The sequence below is a fragment of the Lentilactobacillus diolivorans DSM 14421 genome (assembly GCF_001434255.1).
Taxonomy (GTDB): domain Bacteria; phylum Bacillota; class Bacilli; order Lactobacillales; family Lactobacillaceae; genus Lentilactobacillus; species Lentilactobacillus diolivorans.
Genome location: NZ_AZEY01000090.1, coordinates 62,468 through 83,203, shown reverse-complemented (window position 1 = coordinate 83,203; position 20,736 = coordinate 62,468). Strand labels below are relative to the sequence as shown.

At 39.6% G+C, this 20,736-nt stretch carries 22 protein-coding genes and 1 other RNA gene; 4 read left to right on the top strand and 19 right to left on the bottom strand.

The genetic code is table 11. The annotated features are described in order from the left end of the window. Positions 1-59: 59 nt before the first annotated feature. The 3 genes from groL to FC85_RS09980 form a co-directional block, all read right to left on the bottom strand. Entirely contained in the window at positions 60-1,679 is a 1,620-nt protein-coding gene (gene groL, locus FC85_RS09990) for a chaperonin GroEL (RefSeq protein WP_057865392.1), read from the bottom strand. Between the two features lie 136 nt (positions 1,680-1,815). Then, entirely contained in the window at positions 1,816-2,100 is a 285-nt protein-coding gene (gene groES / locus FC85_RS09985; protein ID WP_057865391.1) for a co-chaperone GroES, read from the bottom strand. Between the two features lie 467 nt (positions 2,101-2,567). Continuing rightward, positions 2,568-3,200: a redox-sensing transcriptional repressor Rex gene (locus FC85_RS09980; protein ID WP_057865390.1), complete on the bottom strand. Its 633-nt coding sequence runs from the start codon at positions 3,198-3,200 to the stop codon at positions 2,568-2,570. Between the two features lie 179 nt (positions 3,201-3,379). Here FC85_RS09980 and FC85_RS09975 point away from each other — a divergent pair, with 179 nt between their 5' ends. Beyond that, positions 3,380-5,335, top strand: coding sequence for an ABC-F family ATP-binding cassette domain-containing protein (locus FC85_RS09975; RefSeq protein ID WP_225427553.1), 1,956 nt, complete (start codon positions 3,380-3,382; stop codon positions 5,333-5,335). Positions 5,336-5,526: 191 nt separating this feature from the next. On the opposite strand, the gene tsaD is transcribed toward FC85_RS09975, so the two are convergent. From tsaD to FC85_RS09900, 16 genes are all read right to left on the bottom strand, one after another. Next, complete coding sequence (tsaD, locus tag FC85_RS09970; RefSeq protein WP_057865662.1) at positions 5,527-6,570, bottom strand: tRNA (adenosine(37)-N6)-threonylcarbamoyltransferase complex transferase subunit TsaD; 1,044 nt, start codon at positions 6,568-6,570, stop codon at positions 5,527-5,529. A 22-nt stretch (positions 6,571-6,592) separates the two neighbouring features. Then, entirely contained in the window at positions 6,593-7,168 is a 576-nt protein-coding gene (gene rimI / locus FC85_RS09965) for a ribosomal protein S18-alanine N-acetyltransferase (RefSeq protein ID WP_057865661.1), read from the bottom strand. Continuing rightward, the gene (tsaB, locus tag FC85_RS09960) at positions 7,152-7,874 is read right to left on the bottom strand and encodes a tRNA (adenosine(37)-N6)-threonylcarbamoyltransferase complex dimerization subunit type 1 TsaB (RefSeq protein WP_057865388.1); all 723 of its coding nucleotides are present in this window, start codon (positions 7,872-7,874) and stop codon (positions 7,152-7,154) included. Before tsaB ends, rimI begins: the two co-directional genes overlap by 17 nt. A 5-nt stretch (positions 7,875-7,879) precedes the next feature. Then, entirely contained in the window at positions 7,880-8,644 is a 765-nt protein-coding gene (locus FC85_RS09955) for an acyl-[acyl-carrier-protein] thioesterase (RefSeq protein ID WP_057865387.1), read from the bottom strand. 17 nt (positions 8,645-8,661) lie between these two features. Next, on the bottom strand, positions 8,662-9,540 hold the full coding sequence (rsmI, locus tag FC85_RS09950; RefSeq protein ID WP_057865386.1) for a 16S rRNA (cytidine(1402)-2'-O)-methyltransferase: 879 nt from the start codon (positions 9,538-9,540) through the stop codon (positions 8,662-8,664). A gap of 13 nt (positions 9,541-9,553) precedes the next feature. Then, positions 9,554-9,886 carry a DNA replication initiation control protein YabA gene (locus tag FC85_RS09945; protein ID WP_057865385.1) on the bottom strand — a complete coding sequence of 111 codons (333 nt, stop codon included), beginning with the start codon at positions 9,884-9,886 and terminating at the stop codon, positions 9,554-9,556. 26 nt (positions 9,887-9,912) lie between these two features. Further along, positions 9,913-10,926 carry a DNA polymerase III subunit delta' gene (holB, locus tag FC85_RS09940; protein WP_057865384.1) on the bottom strand — a complete coding sequence of 338 codons (1,014 nt, stop codon included), beginning with the start codon at positions 10,924-10,926 and terminating at the stop codon, positions 9,913-9,915. Between the two features lie 12 nt (positions 10,927-10,938). Beyond that, on the bottom strand, positions 10,939-11,265 hold the full coding sequence (locus tag FC85_RS09935) for a cyclic-di-AMP receptor (protein ID WP_057865383.1): 327 nt from the start codon (positions 11,263-11,265) through the stop codon (positions 10,939-10,941). 2 nt (positions 11,266-11,267) lie between these two features. Further along, a complete protein-coding gene (gene tmk, locus FC85_RS09930; protein ID WP_057865382.1) occupies positions 11,268-11,918 on the bottom strand; it encodes a dTMP kinase in 651 nt (216 codons plus the stop codon). 246 nt (positions 11,919-12,164) lie between these two features. After that, a complete protein-coding gene (locus FC85_RS09925) occupies positions 12,165-12,431 on the bottom strand; it encodes a YaaL family protein (RefSeq protein ID WP_057865381.1) in 267 nt (88 codons plus the stop codon). 19 nt (positions 12,432-12,450) lie between these two features. After that, positions 12,451-13,050, bottom strand: a complete 600-nt coding sequence (gene recR / locus FC85_RS09920) for a recombination mediator RecR (protein WP_057865380.1) — start codon at positions 13,048-13,050, stop codon at positions 12,451-12,453. Positions 13,051-13,090: 40 nt separating this feature from the next. After that, positions 13,091-13,402: a YbaB/EbfC family nucleoid-associated protein gene (locus FC85_RS09915; protein ID WP_057865379.1), complete on the bottom strand. Its 312-nt coding sequence runs from the start codon at positions 13,400-13,402 to the stop codon at positions 13,091-13,093. Positions 13,403-13,419: 17 nt separating this feature from the next. Then, positions 13,420-15,186, bottom strand: coding sequence for a DNA polymerase III subunit gamma/tau (gene dnaX / locus FC85_RS09910; protein ID WP_057865378.1), 1,767 nt, complete (start codon positions 15,184-15,186; stop codon positions 13,420-13,422). A 334-nt stretch (positions 15,187-15,520) separates the two neighbouring features. After that, positions 15,521-15,607, bottom strand: an RNA gene (gene ffs / locus FC85_RS15545) — signal recognition particle sRNA small type. Between the two features lie 41 nt (positions 15,608-15,648). Beyond that, positions 15,649-16,125: a tRNA adenosine(34) deaminase TadA gene (tadA, locus tag FC85_RS09905; protein WP_057865377.1), complete on the bottom strand. Its 477-nt coding sequence runs from the start codon at positions 16,123-16,125 to the stop codon at positions 15,649-15,651. Between the two features lie 9 nt (positions 16,126-16,134). After that, positions 16,135-16,749, bottom strand: a complete 615-nt coding sequence (locus tag FC85_RS09900) for a class I SAM-dependent methyltransferase (protein WP_057865376.1) — start codon at positions 16,747-16,749, stop codon at positions 16,135-16,137. A gap of 162 nt (positions 16,750-16,911) precedes the next feature. On the opposite strand from FC85_RS09900, the gene nrdH reads away from it, so the two are divergent. The 3 genes from nrdH (at position 16,912) to nrdF (ending at position 20,425) form a co-directional block, all read left to right on the top strand. Continuing rightward, a complete protein-coding gene (nrdH, locus tag FC85_RS09895) occupies positions 16,912-17,142 on the top strand; it encodes a glutaredoxin-like protein NrdH (protein ID WP_057865375.1) in 231 nt (76 codons plus the stop codon). A gap of 102 nt (positions 17,143-17,244) precedes the next feature. After that, positions 17,245-19,410: a class 1b ribonucleoside-diphosphate reductase subunit alpha gene (gene nrdE, locus FC85_RS09890; RefSeq protein WP_057865374.1), complete on the top strand. Its 2,166-nt coding sequence runs from the start codon at positions 17,245-17,247 to the stop codon at positions 19,408-19,410. Between the two features lie 58 nt (positions 19,411-19,468). Beyond that, a complete protein-coding gene (nrdF, locus tag FC85_RS09885; RefSeq protein WP_057865373.1) occupies positions 19,469-20,425 on the top strand; it encodes a class 1b ribonucleoside-diphosphate reductase subunit beta in 957 nt (318 codons plus the stop codon). Positions 20,426-20,736 lie beyond the last annotated feature (311 nt).

The following is a 20,736-nucleotide window of genomic DNA, read 5'->3' as shown; positions in this document are numbered from 1 at the left end:
AAAGAACCTCACTAAATGTTAAATTTAATGAGATTCCCTTTCGATTTAAAGATCAGTCATTACATGCCCATTCCAGGTTGTGGTGCCATTGGAGCAGCTGGTGCATCTTTCTTAGGTTCATCAGCAACAACAGCTTCAGTGGTTAACAGCAAGGCTGAAACAGAGGCAGCGTTTTGAAGTGCAGAACGAGTAACTTTGGTAGGATCAACAATACCATCATCAATCATATCTTCAAATTTACCATTAGCAGCATTGTAACCAATACCAGACTTTTCATCCTTCAACTTTTCAACGATGACTGAACCGTCAACACCGGCATTTTCAGCAATTTGTCGAACAGGTTCTTCAAGAGCTCGACGAACAATGTTGATTCCAGTTCCTTCATCACCCTCGGCGTCTAACTTGGCAATCTCACTAATAACATTAATGAGTGCTGTTCCACCACCGGGAACAAAGCCTTCTTCAACGGCAGCTCTAGTGGCATTCAAAGCATCTTCAATGCGATACTTCTTTTCTTTTAATTCGGTTTCAGTGGCAGCACCAACCCGAACAACTGCAACACCGCCTGATAACTTAGCAAGACGTTCCTTCAGCTTATCACGGTCAAAGTCTGAAGTTGTTTTTTCGATTTGAGTCTTAATTTCATCAACTCGTTTGCTGATCGCATCTTTTGCACCAGATCCGTCAACAATTGTAGTAGAATCTTTGGTAACGTTAATCTTGTTAGCTTGTCCTAATTGATCAAGAGTAGCGTCCTTTAAGTTTAAGCCAAGGTCATCAGTAATGACCGTTGCTCCAGTTAAAATAGCGATATCTTGAAGTTGATCCTTACGACGATCACCAAAACCAGGTGCTTTAACAGCAACAACGTTAAAGGTACCACGCATCTTATTCAATACAAGGGTTGGTAATGCTTCACCACCAATATCATCGGCAATGATCAAAAGTGAACGGCCTTGTTCAACAATCTTTTGAAGTAATGGCAAGATATCTTGAATATTTGTAATCTTCTTGTCAGTTACCAAAATGTACGGATTGTCAAGATCAGCTTCCATTTTATCGTTATCAGTGACCATATATTGTGACATGTAGCCACGATCAAATTGCATACCTTCCACAACATCCAAGCTGGTTTCGACACCACGAGATTCCTCAATGGTGATAACACCATCATGGCCAACCTTTTCCATAGCGTCGGCAATTAATTTACCAACTTCAGGATTAGCTGATGAAATTGATGCAATCTGAGCAATATCATCCTTGGTTTTAACATCATGTGACATCTTGTGAAGTGCATCAACAGCAGTTTTAGTTGCTTGTTCGATTCCACGACGAATGCCAACTGGATTAGCACCAGCAGTGACGTTCTTCATGCCTTCATTAACAATTGCCTGTGTTAAGACAGTAGCAGTTGTGGTACCATCACCGGCAACATCATTAGTCTTTGAAGCAACTTCAGAAACTAATTTAGCACCCATATTTTCAAAATGATCTGGTAATTCAATTGCCTTGGCGATTGTAACACCATCATTTGTGATTGTTGGGTTACCAGCCGTTTGTTCCAAAACAACATTTCGACCTTTAGGGCCAAGTGTTGCTTTAACCGTATCTGCTAATTTATCAACGCCCTTTAGCATTGCGCTACGAGCATCTTCAGAAAACTTTACTTGTTTAGCCATTCCAATTTTCACCTCAAAAATTTATTTTTGATTGAACATTTAAATTGTTGAACTTTTTGATTTTATAATGAATTCACATCGTTAACCGAATTCATTCAGCCAGCTCATTTAAGAGCTAAAATCTTTTTCGTCTTAATTATTCAACGATTGCGACGATATCTTTTTCATGTAAAACGAGATAGGAATTATCGTTGTCTTCTACTTCAGTACCTGCGTACTTATCGAACATCACTTTGTCACCCTTTTTAACAACGGGCGCAACTTTTTGACCATTGTCCAATGTCCGGCCGTCACCGACTGAAACAACAGTCCCTGTTTGTGGCTTCTTCTTAGCATTATCAGCTAAAACGATGCCGCCAACAGTCTTTTCTTCTTCCTTTTGTGTTTCGACAATTACGCGATCTCCTAATGGTTTTAACACGTTAAGTCCCTCCATTTACAACAATTTTTTAGCATCATTAGCACTCTTATGTCAAAAGTGCTAATCACTGTTTATAATATATTATTTTTTGACATGAATTGCAAGTATTTTTTGCCAATCGTAAAAAGAGTAAACCAACTCATACTTTCAAAACGAAGCTATGGTGTTTTTTAATAACTTTTGTTAAAAATCATTTTCAAGACTATCTATTCCAAATTACCTGGACTCCTCAACGCTAAAGTTAACCGATAATTCAAAATAACTAGCCCCATATAAGTATCAAGTTACAAGCAGCTTCCAGCCATATAAGGACCTTTAGCTCGATTCTTTTAGAACCAAACGAAATTATGACTGTAATTACCATTGAGCTAAAATGTGAATCCAAAAGCAGCTTCCGGATTCACTCTAAAAAAAGCGCCCTGGAATTTCTTCCAAAGCGTTTATTACGATTGTGCTTCCCCTAAAAATTATTTACTGAAATTATCGATGAAATAGATTAATGTTTGAAGTTCGTTAGTCAGATCAACGTTTTGTACCAGCACATCCTCGGGGACATTAATTCGAATTGGCGTAAAATTCATAATCCCCTTTACTCCCCCAGCAACAGCTTGTTCGGCAACCGCTTGGGCGGCTTTAGACGGTACTGTCAAAATAACGACTTGAATCTGCTGTTCATGGAGTTGATGCTCAAGTTCTCCAATTGGATAAACCGGAACCCCATCTTCGATTGTATTGACAATCTCCTGATTACTATCGAAAGCTGCTGAAATTCTGACATTACTATCCTTATGAAAATTAAAATTCAATAAGGCATGTCCCAAATTTCCAACCCCAATAAGTGCAACATTGGTCAAATGTTCCTGATTCAATATTTGCTTAAAAAATGATAGTAAGTTATCAACGTCATAGCCATATCCACGTTTACCAAGCGCACCAAAATACGAAAAGTCACGCCGAATTGTAGCTGAGTCAACTTGAACGGCTTCAGCTAATTCCGTTGATGAAATTCGCTGCTTGCCAGTGTCATGTAAAATGTTTAAATATCGATAATATATCGGCAATCGTTTCGCGGTTGCGCGTGGAATATTTTCAGATGTCAAGAAAATTTCCTCCTATTTCAAAATTGTTGTAACCGAGTACTTTGTGAATCCCTCTTTGTTCATTATTCTACCATATCGGAGCAGTTTGTGAAACATGTTTCAAATAATTACACGAATAATTTAAGGGTTTCATTAATTTATGATAAAATTGAATAGACTATAGAAAGGTGGCCAGATCATTGATAATCTTACAAGCCCAAGACTTAACCAAACGATTTAACGGTGAAAATATTTTTTCAAAAGTCAGCCTGGCTATCCAAGAAAAAAGCCGAATTGCATTGGTCGGTAGAAATGGTGCCGGAAAATCGACTTTGGTCAAAATGATCATCGGCGATCAATCCATCGACAGCGGCAACGTTGTGACTAAAAAGAATTTAACAATTGGCTATTTAGCTCAGGATACCGGTTTAAACTCCGAAAAGAGTATTTACGCTGAAATGGAGTCCGTATTTGCCAACCTAAAAAAACAGGAAACAAAGTTGCACCAGTTGGAAGCACAAATTAGTTCTCCCAGAATGGACACCAACTCAGAAGAGTTTAAAGAAATCTCAAAGCAATATGATAATATTCGGGCTGATTTCGAACAACACAATGGGTATGGCTACGATGCCGAAATTCGTGGCGTCCTTCATGGCTTTGGCTTTGATCAGGCTGACTATGACCGGCCAATCAACGAACTTTCAGGCGGCCAAAAGACCCAGTTGGCATTGGCTAAACTACTGCTGGAAAAACCAGAACTGCTTATTTTAGATGAACCAACTAATCATCTGGATGTTGAAACCATCACTTGGCTTGAGGGTTACGTTCAAAATTACAGCGGTGCTCTTTTAATCATTTCTCATGATCGTTACTTTCTTGATCGAATTGTCAATGAAGTGTACGAACTATCTAATGGTACTTTACATCACTACACTGGAAATTACACTGATTATACGCAAAAGAAAGAGCAAGAAGTCGCCCTGCAATGGAAAGCCTACGAAAAGCAACAATCCCAAATTGATAAGTTGCAAACCTTCGTTGACAAAAATATTGTTCGAGCATCAACGACCAAACAGGCACAAGCTCGTCGAAAACAGCTCGAAAAAATGGATCGAATTGAAAAACCCATTGGTGATTCAAAGACAGCTCGGTTTGCATTTACACCAACTTCCAAAAGTGGTAATAATGTTTTGAACGTGAATAACGCTGCGGTTGGCTATGCAAACATCCTAGCTGAGCCAATTAACCTTGATATCAAACGTCATCAAGCAATCGCTATTGTTGGACCAAACGGTGTTGGAAAATCCACTCTTTTAAAGAGCATCTTAGGAATCATTCCCTTTATTAAAGGAACCGCCCAATTCGGAACTGGCGTTGATACGGGCTATTATGATCAGGAACAAGCCACTTTACACCCTGCCAAGACGGTCTTAAGTGAATTATGGGATGATCACCCTACCACCCCTGAAGGCGATATTAGAAGCATTTTAGGGAGCTTTTTATTTTCCGGTGACGATGTGGCTAAAATGGTTCATGACTTATCAGGTGGTGAAAAAGCGCGATTACTTCTGACAAAATTGGCAATGCAGCACAACAACTTTTTGATCCTGGATGAACCAACCAATCACTTGGACATCGATAGTCGTGAAGTTTTGGAAAAAGCTTTAAATGATTTTGATGGCACTATCTTGTTTGTTTCTCATGACCGTTACTTCATTAACAAAGTAGCAACTTCAGTTGTTGAGTTGTCAAAATCGGGAACAACACTATACCTTGGAAATTACGATTACTATGTAGATAAAAAAGCTGAACAAATTGCAATCAAAGAACATGAACAGGCTAAACGTGAAGCTGCCCATCCAGAAATCCAACCAGTAACACCGACGACCGATGACAAAAAAAATTATGAAACCAACAAGCAAGCACAAAAGCAACACCGGAAATTGGCCAGAGAAGTCAGCAACTTAGAAAACCAGTTAGATCAATTAACTAAATCCAAAGACGATGTTGAAAAAGAAATGACTAAGCCCGATGTCTTTAACGATTTAGAAAAACTGACTCATTTACAAGATCAGTTAAACGACTTAAATCGTCAGATCAACCAGACTGAAGCTGATTGGGAAGAAAAAAGTATTGAATTAGAAGACTTTGAATAACTCTAATGCCCAACTATTTATCCTGTACACTTCAAGATACACAATAAAATGGGATTAAAATCAGACATAGCCTTAGTTTCATCTGGCTCTCCTAATTTCGTGTGTTAGCCCAGATAATGCGTTTATTCACCGGATTTTAAAAAAACCAACCTCGTACTCCTGAAAGGAATACGAGGTTGATTTTTTTACGATTAAACACTAGTGATTTCATGCTTGACCTTAATCCATTCAAATTCTAATCCCGGATTGGCATTTAACGTTGCATCGCCGCGAACGCCATGGCGATATAACATTTCACCGGCAGCGCCGATCATTGCAGCATTATCACCACATAATGATAACGGAACTAATTCCAGCGATGTATTCTTAAACTTCTCCAATTCATCCGTTAAGCGTGCACGCAACCCTTTATTGGCGGCCACACCTCCGCCAAGAATTAATTGCTTGACTGGATAATCATGCAACGCCCGAACAGTTTTGTCAGCTAAAACATCGATCACAGCTTGTTGAAAACTAGCTGCCAAATCATTCTTATTTAAGGTTTCGTGAACTTGATCAGCGTGATGAACCGTATTGATAAACGCACTCTTGAGGCCACTAAAACTAAAATCAAAATTATCGTCATGGTCCATTGCCCGTGGAAAATGAAAGGTGTCCTTACCACGGTGAGCCATTTCGTCAACAGTCTTTCCAGCGGGATAGTTAATGCCTAAAACTCGGCCGATCTTATCATAAGCTTCACCAGCGGCGTCATCCCTGGTTTCCCCAATGATCTCAAATTTACCTTCTTCAGGCATATAAACCAGCTCAGTGTGTCCCCCAGAAACAACTAACGCCATTGCCGGAAATTCAATCGGTTCTACGAGACGAGCCCCATAAATATGCCCCGCCAAATGGTTTACCGGCACAAGTGGTAGATGATGGGCCCAGGCAACAACCTTGGCAGCAGTCACGCCAATTAACAATGCCCCTACCAACCCCGGCCCATAAGTAACAGCGACAGAAGTTAAGTCGTCATACGATACGTTGGCTTCAGACAGTGCATCCTCAATACAGCCGGTAATCTGTTCGATGTGGTGACGACTAGCCACCTCAGGGACAACGCCACCAAACCTTTGATGGCTTTTAATTTGCGTAGCAACAATATTGGAGAGGATTTTTTCCCCGTTTTCAATGACTGCAACACTGGTTTCATCACAGCTGGTTTCAAAAGATAATACTAAATCGCGTGCCAATAATTTCACCGTTCCTTTTTTATCAACCAATCTTGGTTATATCCATCATCATATTCAGGGCATCTTCACGATCGTTAAAATAATAATCCTTCTTAACGCCGTTATCAACAAACCCAATGTCACGATATAGTTTTTGAGCTCGGGTATTACTGACTCGAACCTCCAACGTGACCTTGTTATATTGCATTTGACGAGCTTTTTTAATAATTGTCGTCACCAAAAAATAACCCAAGCCGTGATTTTGAAAATTGGGTGCGACCGCAACATTGGTAATATGACAATCTTTTGTGTGATCATTAAGGGAACAGCCAATGAAGGCGACTAACCAATCATTTCGACGCAAAACCAGATAGAGTCGGTCATTTTTTCGCATTAGTTCACTTCGAAATGCTCGGTCATCCCACGGTGTTTGACCGCCATAAACGGCTCGTTCAATTCCTAAAATCTCTGGGATATCCGGGATCATCGCTTTAGCTAAAAAATATTGCGTCCCGTTGATTTCAACATCGTGATTTTTGATATCCAAATACCGTTGTCGTAACTGTGCTTCCCGATTATAAAAATTTTGATTAAACCAATTTTTAAATTTTCTCCACATAATCATGCGTATCCTCATTTGGATGAAGCTTCTTCCAGTCAGCTTCCGCTTTGGTTAAACGTAAATACCGCGGTACAACCGCATCTACGTTGGTAACGGCTTTTAATGCCATACCATATTCACCAAGTAAAGCCGCATTTGGAATGCCGGCAAGTTGGTCAGCGACAATGAGTTGATCACCAAGAGCTGCCTTCATATCATCCTTAAAGGAATCCGTGTCCCCCAAGATTAGAATTTTTTGATCATATTTTTTGATGAGATTAAGCCAGTCAGTCAAATTAATATGCTGGTCGTCAATGACCGTCTCAGGCCTACCATTCTTATTTCGATAAAGACCTGTAAACATATTCTGATTACGACCATCAAAAATCGGGTTAATTAATACATCCGGTTGCTGAATATTTAGCGCTAGAGTCAATAGACTTGACACCATCACCAATTCAATACCAAGTGTCTGCGCAATGGTTTTGGCAGCTGTAACGGCCATTCGAATACCCGTATATGAGCCCGGGCCACAAGCCACAACCACTCGTTGTAAATCTTCCAGAGTTAAATCCGATTTCTTTACCAGGTCCTCAATAACCGGCATTAAAAATTCAGCGTGTTTTCGATGAGTGGTCAATGTTGTTTGCGCTAATAAATGACTATCATCCATGACAGCGACCGATAATGGTCGATTTGAAGTATCAATTGCTAAAATTTTCATTGTAATTAGTTTCCGTTCCTCTTCTTCCAAATAAATGTTGCACTTGCAGAAAGGACATCATTTGAAGTAATTTCATGAACTGTTTTAATCTTATCATTATCTTCAGAACCGACAACCACCGAACTTGTTACCCAATTACCATATTTTACTTCATTTTCAAAACGAATATCAATTCGAGTTGGCATATGGTGAATTAAAAAGTCCAAAGGCAGCGCATCCATTACCCATTCCAAATAGTGCGCATTATTAACATGACCGTTAAAATCAATATCACTTCCACGAACCTGATACTTTTTGGAAGCCGTTGGGATTTGGTCAGCAATCTTCTCCGGTCTCGATAATTTTGGCAGTCTCCTGACTTTCTCGGAATGATATGGTGTAATAATATCTTCTGGAATATCAGTAATTTTGCGCGCGGCTTCGTCCATTAACACCCAAATACTATCTACCTTTACTAATTCGTTTCCCTGCTCATCATGTAACCAAAATTCACGATAAGCAAAAAAGCGATTATAAAAAGTTCCACGAGTTGTCATTCGGACGGTCATCCCTGTCTTAGGAAGTCGGTTAATTTTAAAAGAATACGAAGTTACAACCCAGCCAAGACCGTACTGCTGAATAATGGATTCCTGATCAACACCCAACGCCTCGTTTTGATGATCAGATGCAAGAATTAAAATATTAATCAACATTGCAATCGTAATGTGATTGGTTAAATCACTTTCATAAAACGGAATCGTATGATATTCGCTAAATGCTTTGGCGGTCATTGGCAAGACTTCTTTCTTTACTTATTAATGTTATGAAATTCATTATAAACAATCTGTTTTCGAAGATGGTGATGCTTGGCAACCCTTTTGATAGCATCGTTAGTATTAAGACCACTCTCAACATAAAAATTAACTTGTTGATCTATCGTCAAATTTTTAAGCGGGTCAACTTGGTGATTAGTCGGATGATCATTGCCAGCAACAATAATCACAAATTCTCCCCGAATTTCAGTTGTATTGGCCCAGTCAGTCAATGTGTCCAGATCACCGCGAATAAACTCCTCATGTTTCTTGGTCAACTCGCGACAAAAAGCAGCTTTCCGTGAGCCCCCAAATTGAGCCACCAATCCTTTAAGGGTTTTTTTAAGACGATGGGGAGCTTCATAAAAAATAATTGTTTCCTGCCGATTAACTAATTTCTTAAGCTCATCCTTTTGTTCATTAGGCTTACGTGATAAAAAGCCGTAAAAATAAAACGGTTGAGGAGCCAAACCAGAAGCGATCAGTGCGGTAATACCAGCATTAGCACCAGGTAATGGAACAACATTAACGTCTTCTTTAATGCACGCAACCACTAACTCATGTCCGGGATCACTAATTGAAGGCATGCCGGCATCACTGACTTGAGCAATGGTCGTTCCCTCTTTCAATTTTGCAAGCAGCTCCGGAATCCTTTGAACCGTATTATGTTCGTGAAAGCTAATTTGCTTGGTCTCAATTTCAAAATGATTGAGTAACTTTTGCGTGTTTCGGGTATCTTCCGCGGCAATTAAGTCAGCATCCTTCAAAACATTGACTGCTCGAAAGGTCATATCATCCAAGTTACCAATGGGGGTGGGCACAAGATATAAGGTGCCATATTTACTTTTTGTGTCAAAACTTTTTTGAGTTTCCAACAAATCTGATCTCCTAATCTCGACGGCCATAGATGATATCGGTACAAAAAATACAATCCTCACCATTTTCACGTCGTTTCCCATAGTAAGAACTGCAGACATGAAAGCCTTCATTGTATAACTTTTCAAGATTCTTTCGTGACTTCGAAAGTCTTGGTGAATTGCTATCAGTCTTTTCGGTAATTTGATTAATTCGATCCCGTAAGTGCTGATTTTCAATTTCCAACTCAGCATTTTTTTCCATTAATTCAATTAATGACTCGTGTAAATGAGAGAACTTGGCGGCAGTTTCGGTTAGATGAGTATCCATTTCTTTTAATTCATCATACAAATTCGGACTTTCCACTTTATTTATCACCTTTCAAATCAACTCTATGACTTAGCCATTGTGAGAATCTTTAACGTTGCAGCCTCAACAATGTTCTGAAAGTTTACATTCGCCATCATGCTATGGTTCATATCTAACAACTCATCTAACATACTCAATAGTTGCTTATCTGTCCATTCATTAGCCGCCTGACGCGTCTGATCAATAACAGCAGGATACTTAATCTTATCTTGACTCAAAGTATCGTATTTCACTTCAAGGACATCATTAAACGCGCTAATCATCATTGAAATAATAATCCGTTGGCGTTCTTTGCTGGTTATTAAAGGCATCAAAGCCATTTGAATATAAGGCATTGCCATCAGATTTTCTTTAACGAGATAAACAAACCACTTTTCAACGACTTCTTGCACAGATGCAAACCAGTTATCTTTTACTAATCCCTCAATCTCACTCAAACTATTTGTCATCGAGATCAATAAATTGATTTGGCTGGGCAGAACGCCACCTTTTTTAAGTTCATCGATCATTAAATCTTTGCTTAAGCTAGGGAATTCAACAACCTGGGTGCGAGAAATGATCGTGGGCAGAACTAAATTGCGATTCTTACTGATTAGGAAACTAACAACATTTCCAGTCGGTTCCTCAATAAACTTTAAAAGGCTGTTTGCGGCTCCGGTCGTCATTTTATCGGCGTCTGAAATAATAAAAACTTTTTTAGAGCCCTCCATCGCACTTTTCGTAAACTCACTTTTAACATGCCGGATTTGATCAACCTTGATGCTTTGACCATCGGGTTCCGTAATGACAACATCTGGATGATCATGATTCATAATTCGCTGACATTCGGGACACTGCCCACATGGGTAACCATCCTCGGTGACATTTGTGCAAAAAAGCCGCATGGCGACTCCCATTGCGACTGCAAATTGACCGGCGCCCTCTTCTCCCGTAAAGAGATAGGCGTGAGACAATTCATTTTTGGTCACTAACCCCATAAATTGTTTAAAAAGCGCCGGTTGTTTTACTCTTGCAGTTTTAGCAATTTCTTCTGCCATAAATGTTCCTCTCTAAAACTGATGGAATTGTTCAATCGGTAAGATCATCACGGTTGCACCACCTACCTGAACTTCAATTGGAAAAGTATGTTCGGCCGTATCTCCATTCAAACTGACAGGTGGTGTCATAAATTGTTGGCGAGCTGAACAGGTTTCCTTAATCAACTCCAGTGTTAAATCGACTTTGTCATCATCAACCGCAACCAGATAGGTTGTATTACCGGACCGTAAGAAACTACCCGTTGTTGAAAAACGGGTCGCAATAATATCATGGGCAACAAACACGGACCGCAACTTGTTAGCATCTTTATCTTGAACGATTGCAATTACTAATTTCATAGCTAACTCTCCTTAAAATAATCGCTGGCAATTCGATGAATAATCTTGATGGTCTCAGAAACCACTTGATCAAATGACTGAGTCGCATCAATTGAAATGTATCGATCTTGATAGTGTTCTCTAACTTTCATGTATCCTTGATGAACCCGTTTATGGAACTGAATTGTCTCAACATCCAAACGATCAATTTTACTACGATCCCGATGTTCAGCAATTCGGTTTAACCCAACTTCAACAGGAATATCAAAATAAATTGTCTTGAATGGCATCAGATTCTCGGTGGCAAATTCATTCATCCGAGCAACTTGCTGCATCCCGATTTGCCGGCCAGACCCCTGATAAGCAACAGAGGAATCGACATAGCGATCGCAAAGCACCAACTTATTCGCTTCCAAGGCTGGGATGATGGTTTCAACTAAGTGTTGTCTTCGCGCAGCAGCATAGAGTAGCGCTTCGGTTCGATAATCCATTTCGGTGTTATCCCGATCTAAAATCACACGCCGAATCTGTTCTGAAATTTTGTTGCCGCCTGGTTCCCGGGTTACAAGTAGCTGATCACCAATCTCTTGACGAAATTGCTCAACTACTTTATTCATAACCGTCGTTTTACCGGCTCCATCTGGACCTTCAAAAGTTATAAACTTGCCATTCAACAGAGATTCCCTCACTTTTACATTTAAATTAATTGTACTGTATGTTTTTTGGACTGTCCATAATTCCAAAAGAAAAGAGTGATCAACAAACATGGTTACACATTGTGACTGACGGTTCAGCAAAAATTAGTGTCATAAATTGTAGCCTGATTAATCACTCATTATGCACAAATCCAGTCAATTACAAACCAGTTAGTCTGTTCATTTTTATCGTTTGCCCACGATAAAACCGATTAGCCAGATTATCTATTCAAACTTATCATGATCGTAGCTAATAACAGATGGTTGAATTTGATTGTTCTTGATCTGACGAATTCGCGCTTCCTTATATATGAAGAAATATTTTTGCCTTGCCAAGGCCGTTTCCTGGGCAATTTCCAGATCACTGTCGGCAACAGCATCTTGGGTTTGGGCAGCATGGTCCCACTCTTCTTTTAAATGGTTAATTAAATCAAGTAGTCGTTCATCATATTCTGATTTAATATTGTGTCGTTTATATCTGCTAAAAAGCATGATAAATAAATCCCCTTTATCAAATTTCAGTTCGCCCTTGAACCGCTTTATAAAGTGTCATTTCGTCGGCGTATTCAATATCAGCCCCCACTGAAAGACCATGAGCCAGTCGAGTCACTTTAATTCCAGCGGGCTTAATCAGCTTACTCAAATACATGGCTGTTGCTTCCCCCTCGGGTGTTGCATTAGTGGCAACGATGACTTCCTTAACTTGACTATTGCTTTGCAACCGCTTGATCAACGACGTGATATTAAGGTCTTCAGGTCCTTTGCCTTCAATTGGTGACAAAACACCATGCAGGACGTGATATAAGCCATGGTATTCCTGAACCTTTTCCATGACCATAACATCTTTCGGTTGCTCGACCACCAAGATGGTTGTTTGATCCCGAGTTTTATCCCGGCAAATCTCACACGGATCCTCATCAGTTAAATTACCACAAATTGAACAGTAATGCAGATCATTTTTAGTCGCAACAAGCGCTTTGGAAAAGGCTTTTACATCATCCTCATTCATGTCAACGGTGTAAAATGCCAGCCGAGTTGCTGTCTTACTGCCAATTCCAGGCAATTTCATGTAACTATCAATTAATTTTGCAATTGGTTCCGGATATTGCATAATTATCCTTTCTAAACTAACAAAAGCTAAAAGCGCCTAACTACATTCCCGGAATGCCTTTAGTGTATTTGCCAAGTGTGCTCTGAGTTGCCTTTTCAACCTTTGCCAATCCATCATTAACGGCAGCCAATACCAAATCTGACAACATTTCCGGATCATCTGGATCAATGGCCTCAGGTTTAATTTGAATATCGGTCATCTTGCGATCGCCATTAAACTTAACAGTGACCATATCGTCAGGCGCGTTACCGGTAAATTCCTGTTGTTTCAAATTTTCCTGTTCCTCACCAAGTTGCTTTTGCATCTTCTTCATTTGTTTCATCATTTTGTTCATATTCATACCATTCATCATAATTAAATTCCTCCAAATTAGTCGTTTTTTATATCTAAAATATCTTTGCCAAATAGTTCTTCAGCTTTTTTTACGATTGGCTTAGCTTCAACTTCGTCAACCGAATCAACTTTTTTTGTTGCTTCAGCCGGTTGGCTTTGATCACCCGGCTTACTTTTTAATTCATTTTTATGATTTTTTAAATAGTCACGACGGATCCCGGGCCATTGATTTTCAGGAATAAAGACAATTTGTGGCACCCTATCAACAAGGCGGTCAAGCCCGTTCTCCAAAGCATCCTTTAAATCCGGATCCCCCTGTGCTTTTTGATACAAGAATGGATACTGAAATGCAACAATCACGCCATCTCCACTTGCGGCTACCGGCGCTGAAACATGCATCACCGACCGTTGGGGAACCGATAGTGCCGTCATTAAATCCGGCCAAATCCCTTTGAAGTGATCTAATTGTTTGCGAGTTGCTTTACCCAAAATTGGGTAGATCTTGGCTAATTCAATGTGACTATCGGCAGGCTTGGCCTCAATCGACTTGGGCGTTGTCTCACCAACATCTTTAGCAGCCGGTTGGCCAACTGGTTGAGTACTTTTAAGCGCCTGAACCTCTTGTTGTAACTGTGTGACGGCCTCGGTCAATTGCTTAATTTTGGCCACATCTGTTGAGTTAACTGAACTGCCAGTCGTTGCTGCTTGTTGCGGATTGTCAGTAAGGTGAGTAATCTTAACTGTCAGCACTTCCAAATAAACATCGGGGTGGGCGGTAAATCTCAGAGAATTAGCAATTTCATTTAATTCATTAATCATTTGGTAAATACTTTGATCGCTGATTTCTCCACTCAGTTTCTTAAAATGATCATCAAGAATTCCCAGCTCCATTTCCTCAACCATTTGTGGATCCTGTTGATATAGTAGGACATCTTGACAATAACTGGTTAAATCTTCGACAAATCGACTTGCATCTTTACCGCCATCTAAAATTTTTTGAACGGTGATTAAAGCTGATTTAGTATCTTTGTCAACAATTTGCTGCATATAAGTCGTCAATAATTCATTAGTGACACTGCCGGTAACCAGCAACGCGTTTTCATAAGTGATCTGATCATCACCATATGACATTGCCTGGTCCAAAATACTCAGAGCATCACGCATACCACCCTCAGCAGCTTTAGCGATTATCTTAAGGGCCTTATCATCGTATTCAACGTGCTTTTGGTCAAGAATATATGCCATTCGATCCAAAATATCCTTGGGCTTAATCCGTTTAAAATCAAATTTTTGTGTTCGGGATATTATAGTTGCCGGAATTTTATGTGGTTCAGTAGTCGCCAGAATAAAGATAACATTAGCTGGTGGTTCTTCCAAAGTTTTTAACAAAGCATTAAACGCACCGGTTGACAGCATATGAACTTCATCGATGATATAAACTTTATAGTCTGCTTGAGTAGGCGCATACTTGACTTTATCACGAATATCACGAATCTCTTCGACACCATTATTAGAAGCGGCATCAATTTCAATCACGTCATTTAAACGACCTTCATTAATCGCTTTACAAGTCTCACATTGATTACATGGCTCACCATCTTTTAAATAATGGCAGTTAACCGCCTTGGCAAATATTTTTGCTGCGGAAGTCTTGCCAGTTCCCCGGGGGCCGGTAAACAAATAAGCATGGCTAATTTGTTTAGTAATTAGGGCATTTTTTAATGTGCGCGTAATAATCGACTGACCAACAATCTCGTCAAAGCGTTGGGGCCGCCATACCCGATATAATGCTTGATAACTCATTACTAAACCCTCCAGAATATGTTTAAACGTTTCTTAAACCAGTTGTGAAAGTCGTCTTGAAGACAGTAGTACGTCATATAACCTGATTTGCAGGTTACCTAATCAATTCACAACGAAAAAAGACCAAAAGAACATCTAAATAATTATATGATGAATTGACTCAGATTGCCACCTTAGCGACACAACAGAAAGAATTTTATTAATGCCGAGTTGAAATTCTAATTTGCATAATGAACATTTACGTTGCGTTAATCATGGCAAGCCTGCCACTCATCCGCCTATCTTTTTGGAAATAAAAAATCTCCCAGCAAAATCTGCTGGGAGTCTAATTTCCATAAACAAGAGGCACAGTGTCGATGATACTTAGTGCTGCTTCCTTCCGGACCTGACACAGTTCGTAACCCGACCCTTGCCTCAGGGCCTTGCGGCAGTATCCATGATACCGTACTTTCCAGAAAAATGCTAGTGACTTTTTCTTTTTTTCTTTCTGGCAGCCTTAAAGAAATCTTTCATGATCTGAGAACACTGATCAGCAAGAGTGCCTTCAGAAACCGTCACTTGGTGATTCAAGCGTGAGTCTTCCAAAACCTGGTAAAGGCTTCGAACAGCACCAGCCTTTTCATCTCGGGAACCAAAAATCACGTGATTAATTCGCGAATTAATAATTGCCCCGGAACACATCAGGCAAGGCTCAATCGTCACGTACAAGTCACAGTCGATCAGCCGCCAACTTTGTAAATAGGCACACGCTTCCTCAATGGCCATAATTTCTGCGTGAGCTACCCCATCGTTTAAATGCTCACGCAAATTATGGCCCCTACCAATAATTCGGTTATCCTTCACAACCACCGCGCCAATTGGAACCTCACCAATCAGAAACGCTTTTTGAGCCTCAGTCAAAGCCGCTCTCATAAATTGAATATCAGTTTGTGATGCCATTGCCTAACCTCACGATCGTTTAATACTTTGAAGAATATAATACCCTTTATCGCGTTTTAAAATATCGCAATTACCAAATAATTGAGTCATTAGTTTCTTTGCGGAAGGTGCTCCCTGCTTTTTTTGCAGGACTACTGTCAATGTCCCTTCATTAAGCAAATGATCAACCGCACCGGCAATCATTGCATCAACTACCTTTTTGCCAGCGCGGACTGGTGGATTGGTCACAATTGCCGCATATAAGTCCGTAACGGCCTCATACACATTGCTCTCAAAAATGTGGACACTGGATGATACGCCATTCTCAGAAGCATTTTGCTTAGCTAATGAAAGCGCCAGTTCGTTAACATCTACCATATCCACTTGGCGATCAGGGAACGCTTTGGCAATTGCAATCCCAATTGGACCATAACCAGTGCCCATATCCAAGATCTTTCCTTCTGGAATAATGTCGTAATTAACGTTTGCAACAAGGACGCGACTGCCATAGTCAACGGTATGTTTAGAAAACACACCGTTATCTGAAGTGAACGCTAAGTCATTTCCGAGTAATGTAAAATCCCAGGTAATTGGTTCGGAAGCAACGTCTGGATGCTGTGAATAGTAGTACTGATTTTCTGACATAATAATCTCCTAACAATAATTAGTTTAGGGTGTAGGCCCATATTTGGTATTTCATTGATAAAACATCACAATATATTGTGGCTAATCGTTGATTTTTTGTAAGTTTAGTGTAAACTAGAATCATAAATTAAAACGAAATTGAATTCAGAGAAGGTGTTGGAAATGGCTAAAATTACCCTATATTCTAAAAACAACTGTATGCAATGCAAGATGACAAAACGTTACCTCACTGAACATAACGTTACATTCGAAGAGCATAACATCAATGAACAACCACAATATGTAGATTATCTTAAAGAGCGAGGCTTTATGGCAGTTCCCGTAGTCGATGTTGATGGTCAACAAGCTTTTAGCGGCTTTCGTCCAGATCAACTTCAGACCATTGCCGGCTAATCACTGCCCATTTTAACATATTGATTTTGAAAGCAACGGGCGAAACCATTTTTTGGTCTCGCTTATTTTATTCCCTAATTTAAGAAAGTGTGGTTTTAAATTATGTCACTTCACGACTTAAAGGACGTTACTTATTTTGATTTAAACAATGAGATTAACATCCCTGTTAACGGTCAGATTCCATTACAGAAAGATCAAGAGGCCCTTCAAGCCTTTTTAAAAGAAAATGTGAAACCAAATTTAGTTAAGTTTGACTCGCTAAAGGACCGATTTAATTTTCTAATTAAGAATAATTATTACGAATCCGACTTCATTAATAAATATCATTTTGCCTTTATTGAAAAATTATATCAATATTTGAATCATCAGGATTTCCACTTCAAATCATTTATGGCGGCTTACAAGTTTTATGCCCAATATGCGTTAAAAACCAATGACAACGATTCATATTTAGAGACCTTCATTGACCGAGTCGCCACCAACGCACTGTATTTTGCCGATGGTAACGAACAATTAGCAATGGATCTTGCTGATGAAATTATTCATCAACGCTACCAACCCGCAACACCAACTTTTTTGAACGCTGGTCGACAAAATCGTGGCGAATTTGTTTCATGTTTCTTAATCCAAACTACCGATGACATGAATACAATTGGTCGAACCATCAATTCAGCCTTACAACTTTCCCGAATTGGTGGCGGTGTTGGTATTAATTTATCCAACCTCCGAGCTGCTGGTGATCCGATCAAACATATCGAAGGCGCCGCTTCTGGGGTTGTTCCAGTAATGAAATTATTAGAAGACAGCTTCTCCTATTCAAATCAACTTGGCCAGCGTCAGGGTGCAGGTGTTGCATACCTATCAGTCTTTCACCCTGATATTATTTCTTTCTTGGGCGCCAAGAAAGAAAATGCTGATGAAAAGATTCGGTTAAAAACGTTATCATTAGGAGTTACTGTCCCAGATAAATTTTATCAACTGATTAAAGCTGATGCTGATATGTATCTTTTCAGTCCATACGATGTTGAACGTGAGTATGGTGTGCCATTTTCATACGTTAACATTACTAAAGAATATGACAAAATGGTTGCCAATGACCATATTAAAAAAACCAAATTAAAAGCTCGAGACCTCGAGACAGAAATCAGTAAGCTTCAACAAGAATCCGGTTACCCCTACATCATCAATATTGACACTGCTAACCGTGAGAATCCGATTGCGGGCAAAATCGTTATGAGCAATCTTTGTTCAGAAATTTTGCAAGTTCAAACACCGTCAACTGTTGATGATGAACAACATTATATCAAACTCGGTAAAGATATTTCTTGTAACCTCGGCTCGACAAATATCAACAACATGATGGCCGCAAAAAATTTTGGCCACTCAATTGAAGCAATGGTTCGGGCGTTAACCTTCATTACTGACCATTCAAATATTGACGTTGTACCGTCAATTCAGAAGGGTAATCGTGAATCCCATTCAATCGGTCTTGGTGCGATGGGACTTCACAGCTTCTTTGCTAAACATCACATGCATTATGGCTCGCCGGAATCAATCGAATTTACAAGTGTTTATTTCATGCTACTTAATTACTGGAGCCTAGTCGCATCTAACAAGATTGCTAAGGAACGTCACCAGCAATTTGACAATTTTGAAAATAGTCGTTACGCTGACGGCACGTATTTTGACAAATACCTCGAAAATTCATACGCACCAAAGTCCGACAAAGTAAAATCATTATTTGCGGACGACATGATCCCAACTAAAGCCGATTGGGAAAATTTAAAAGCAGCCGTTATGAAGGATGGTCTCTATCACCAAAACCGGCTTGCAGTGGCACCTAACGGGTCGATTTCTTACATCAACGATACGACAGCCAGCCTTCATCCTATTATCAATCGAATTGAAGAACGTCAGGAATCAAAAATTGGCAATATTTATTACCCTGCTCCTTATCTTTCAAATGATACCCTTCCTTATTATGAATCAGCGTATGATATGGATATGCGCAAAGTCATCGATATTTATGCGGCAGCCCAAGAACATGTTGATCAAGGAATGGCCATGACACTCTTCATGAGATCAACTATTCCAGAGGGCCTTTATGAATGGAAGAACGGCCGAACAGATAAAATGACCACTCGTGATTTAAATATTCTTCGTAATTACGCTCATCGTAAGGGAATTAAGTCAATTTACTACATTCGAACATTTACCGACGACCAACAGGAAGTTGGCTCAAATCAATGTGAGAGTTGTGTTATTTAAACATTTTTAATAACAAGTGCAACAAAAATTAGGTTCATTAGAATTAAGGAGAAACATTATGACTGAGAACTATCATGCAATTAATTGGAACAAAATTGATGATCAAATTGATAAGGCAACTTGGGAAAAATTAACCGAACAATTCTGGCTGGACACCCGGATTCCCCTTTCAAATGATTTATCAGATTGGCGAACTCTTGACCAAGATCACCAGTGGGTCGTTGGTCACGTCTTTGGTGGTCTAACTTTACTGGACACCCTGCAATCGCAGGAAGGAATGGCTTCGCTAAGAAAAGATGTTCAAACCCAACACGAGACAGCTGTTTTGAACAATATTCAATTTATGGAGTCAGTCCATGCGAAAAGCTATTCATCAATTTTTTCAACATTAAATACCCCTGAACAAATCGATGAAATTTTTAATTGGAGTGACACTGAAGAATTTCTTCAAAATAAGGCGCTTAAGATCCGAGACATTTATGCCAATGAGCCAGACCCTTTGAAGAAGAAAGTCGCCAGCGTTTTTTTGGAAACCTTCTTGTTTTATTCAGGCTTCTACACGCCACTTTGGTACCTTGGTCATAACAAGATTCCCAATGTAGCTGAAATTATTAAACTCATTTTAAGAGATGAATCTGTCCACGGCACCTACATTGGTTATAAATTTCAAATTGGTTACAACCAGCTTTCTGCTGAAAAACAAGAAGACATGAAGAACTGGATTTATGACTTCTTGTATAAATTGTATGGTAATGAAGAAAAATACACCCATTTACTTTATGATCAAACCGGCTGGACAGATGATGTACTTGTGTTTATCCGTTATAATGCCAACAAGGCCTTAATGAATCTGGGGCAGGATCCACTATTCCCAGACACCGCTGAAGACGTTAATCCGGTGGTTATGAACGGCATTTCAACATCAACGGCTAATCATGACTTCTTCTCACAGGTGGGTAATGGCTACCTGTTAGGCAACGTTGAGTCGATGTCTAATGACGATTACGACATTTAACCGAATTAATTTCCAATCATTGTCATGTTCCAGAGATGAAAATCTGTAGAAGACTTAAACGTACAAACAATCTAAGATTAGATCCAGTTAGAAACTGACAAAAAATCAGCTTCTAACTGGATCTTTTTCGTTACACTGGAGATGAAGCTAAAGACCGTCCATGCTCTAAAGGACTTCGCGTCCGAATACAAAGCGGGATAAAAGGCGCTTAACTTCCAGAGTATATTCGGATAATCCGATTACAAGGCCGGGAGTTGCCTCTTATCCCGCATTTTCGTTTGGTAATGATCGTGTTTACACTAACAGAGACT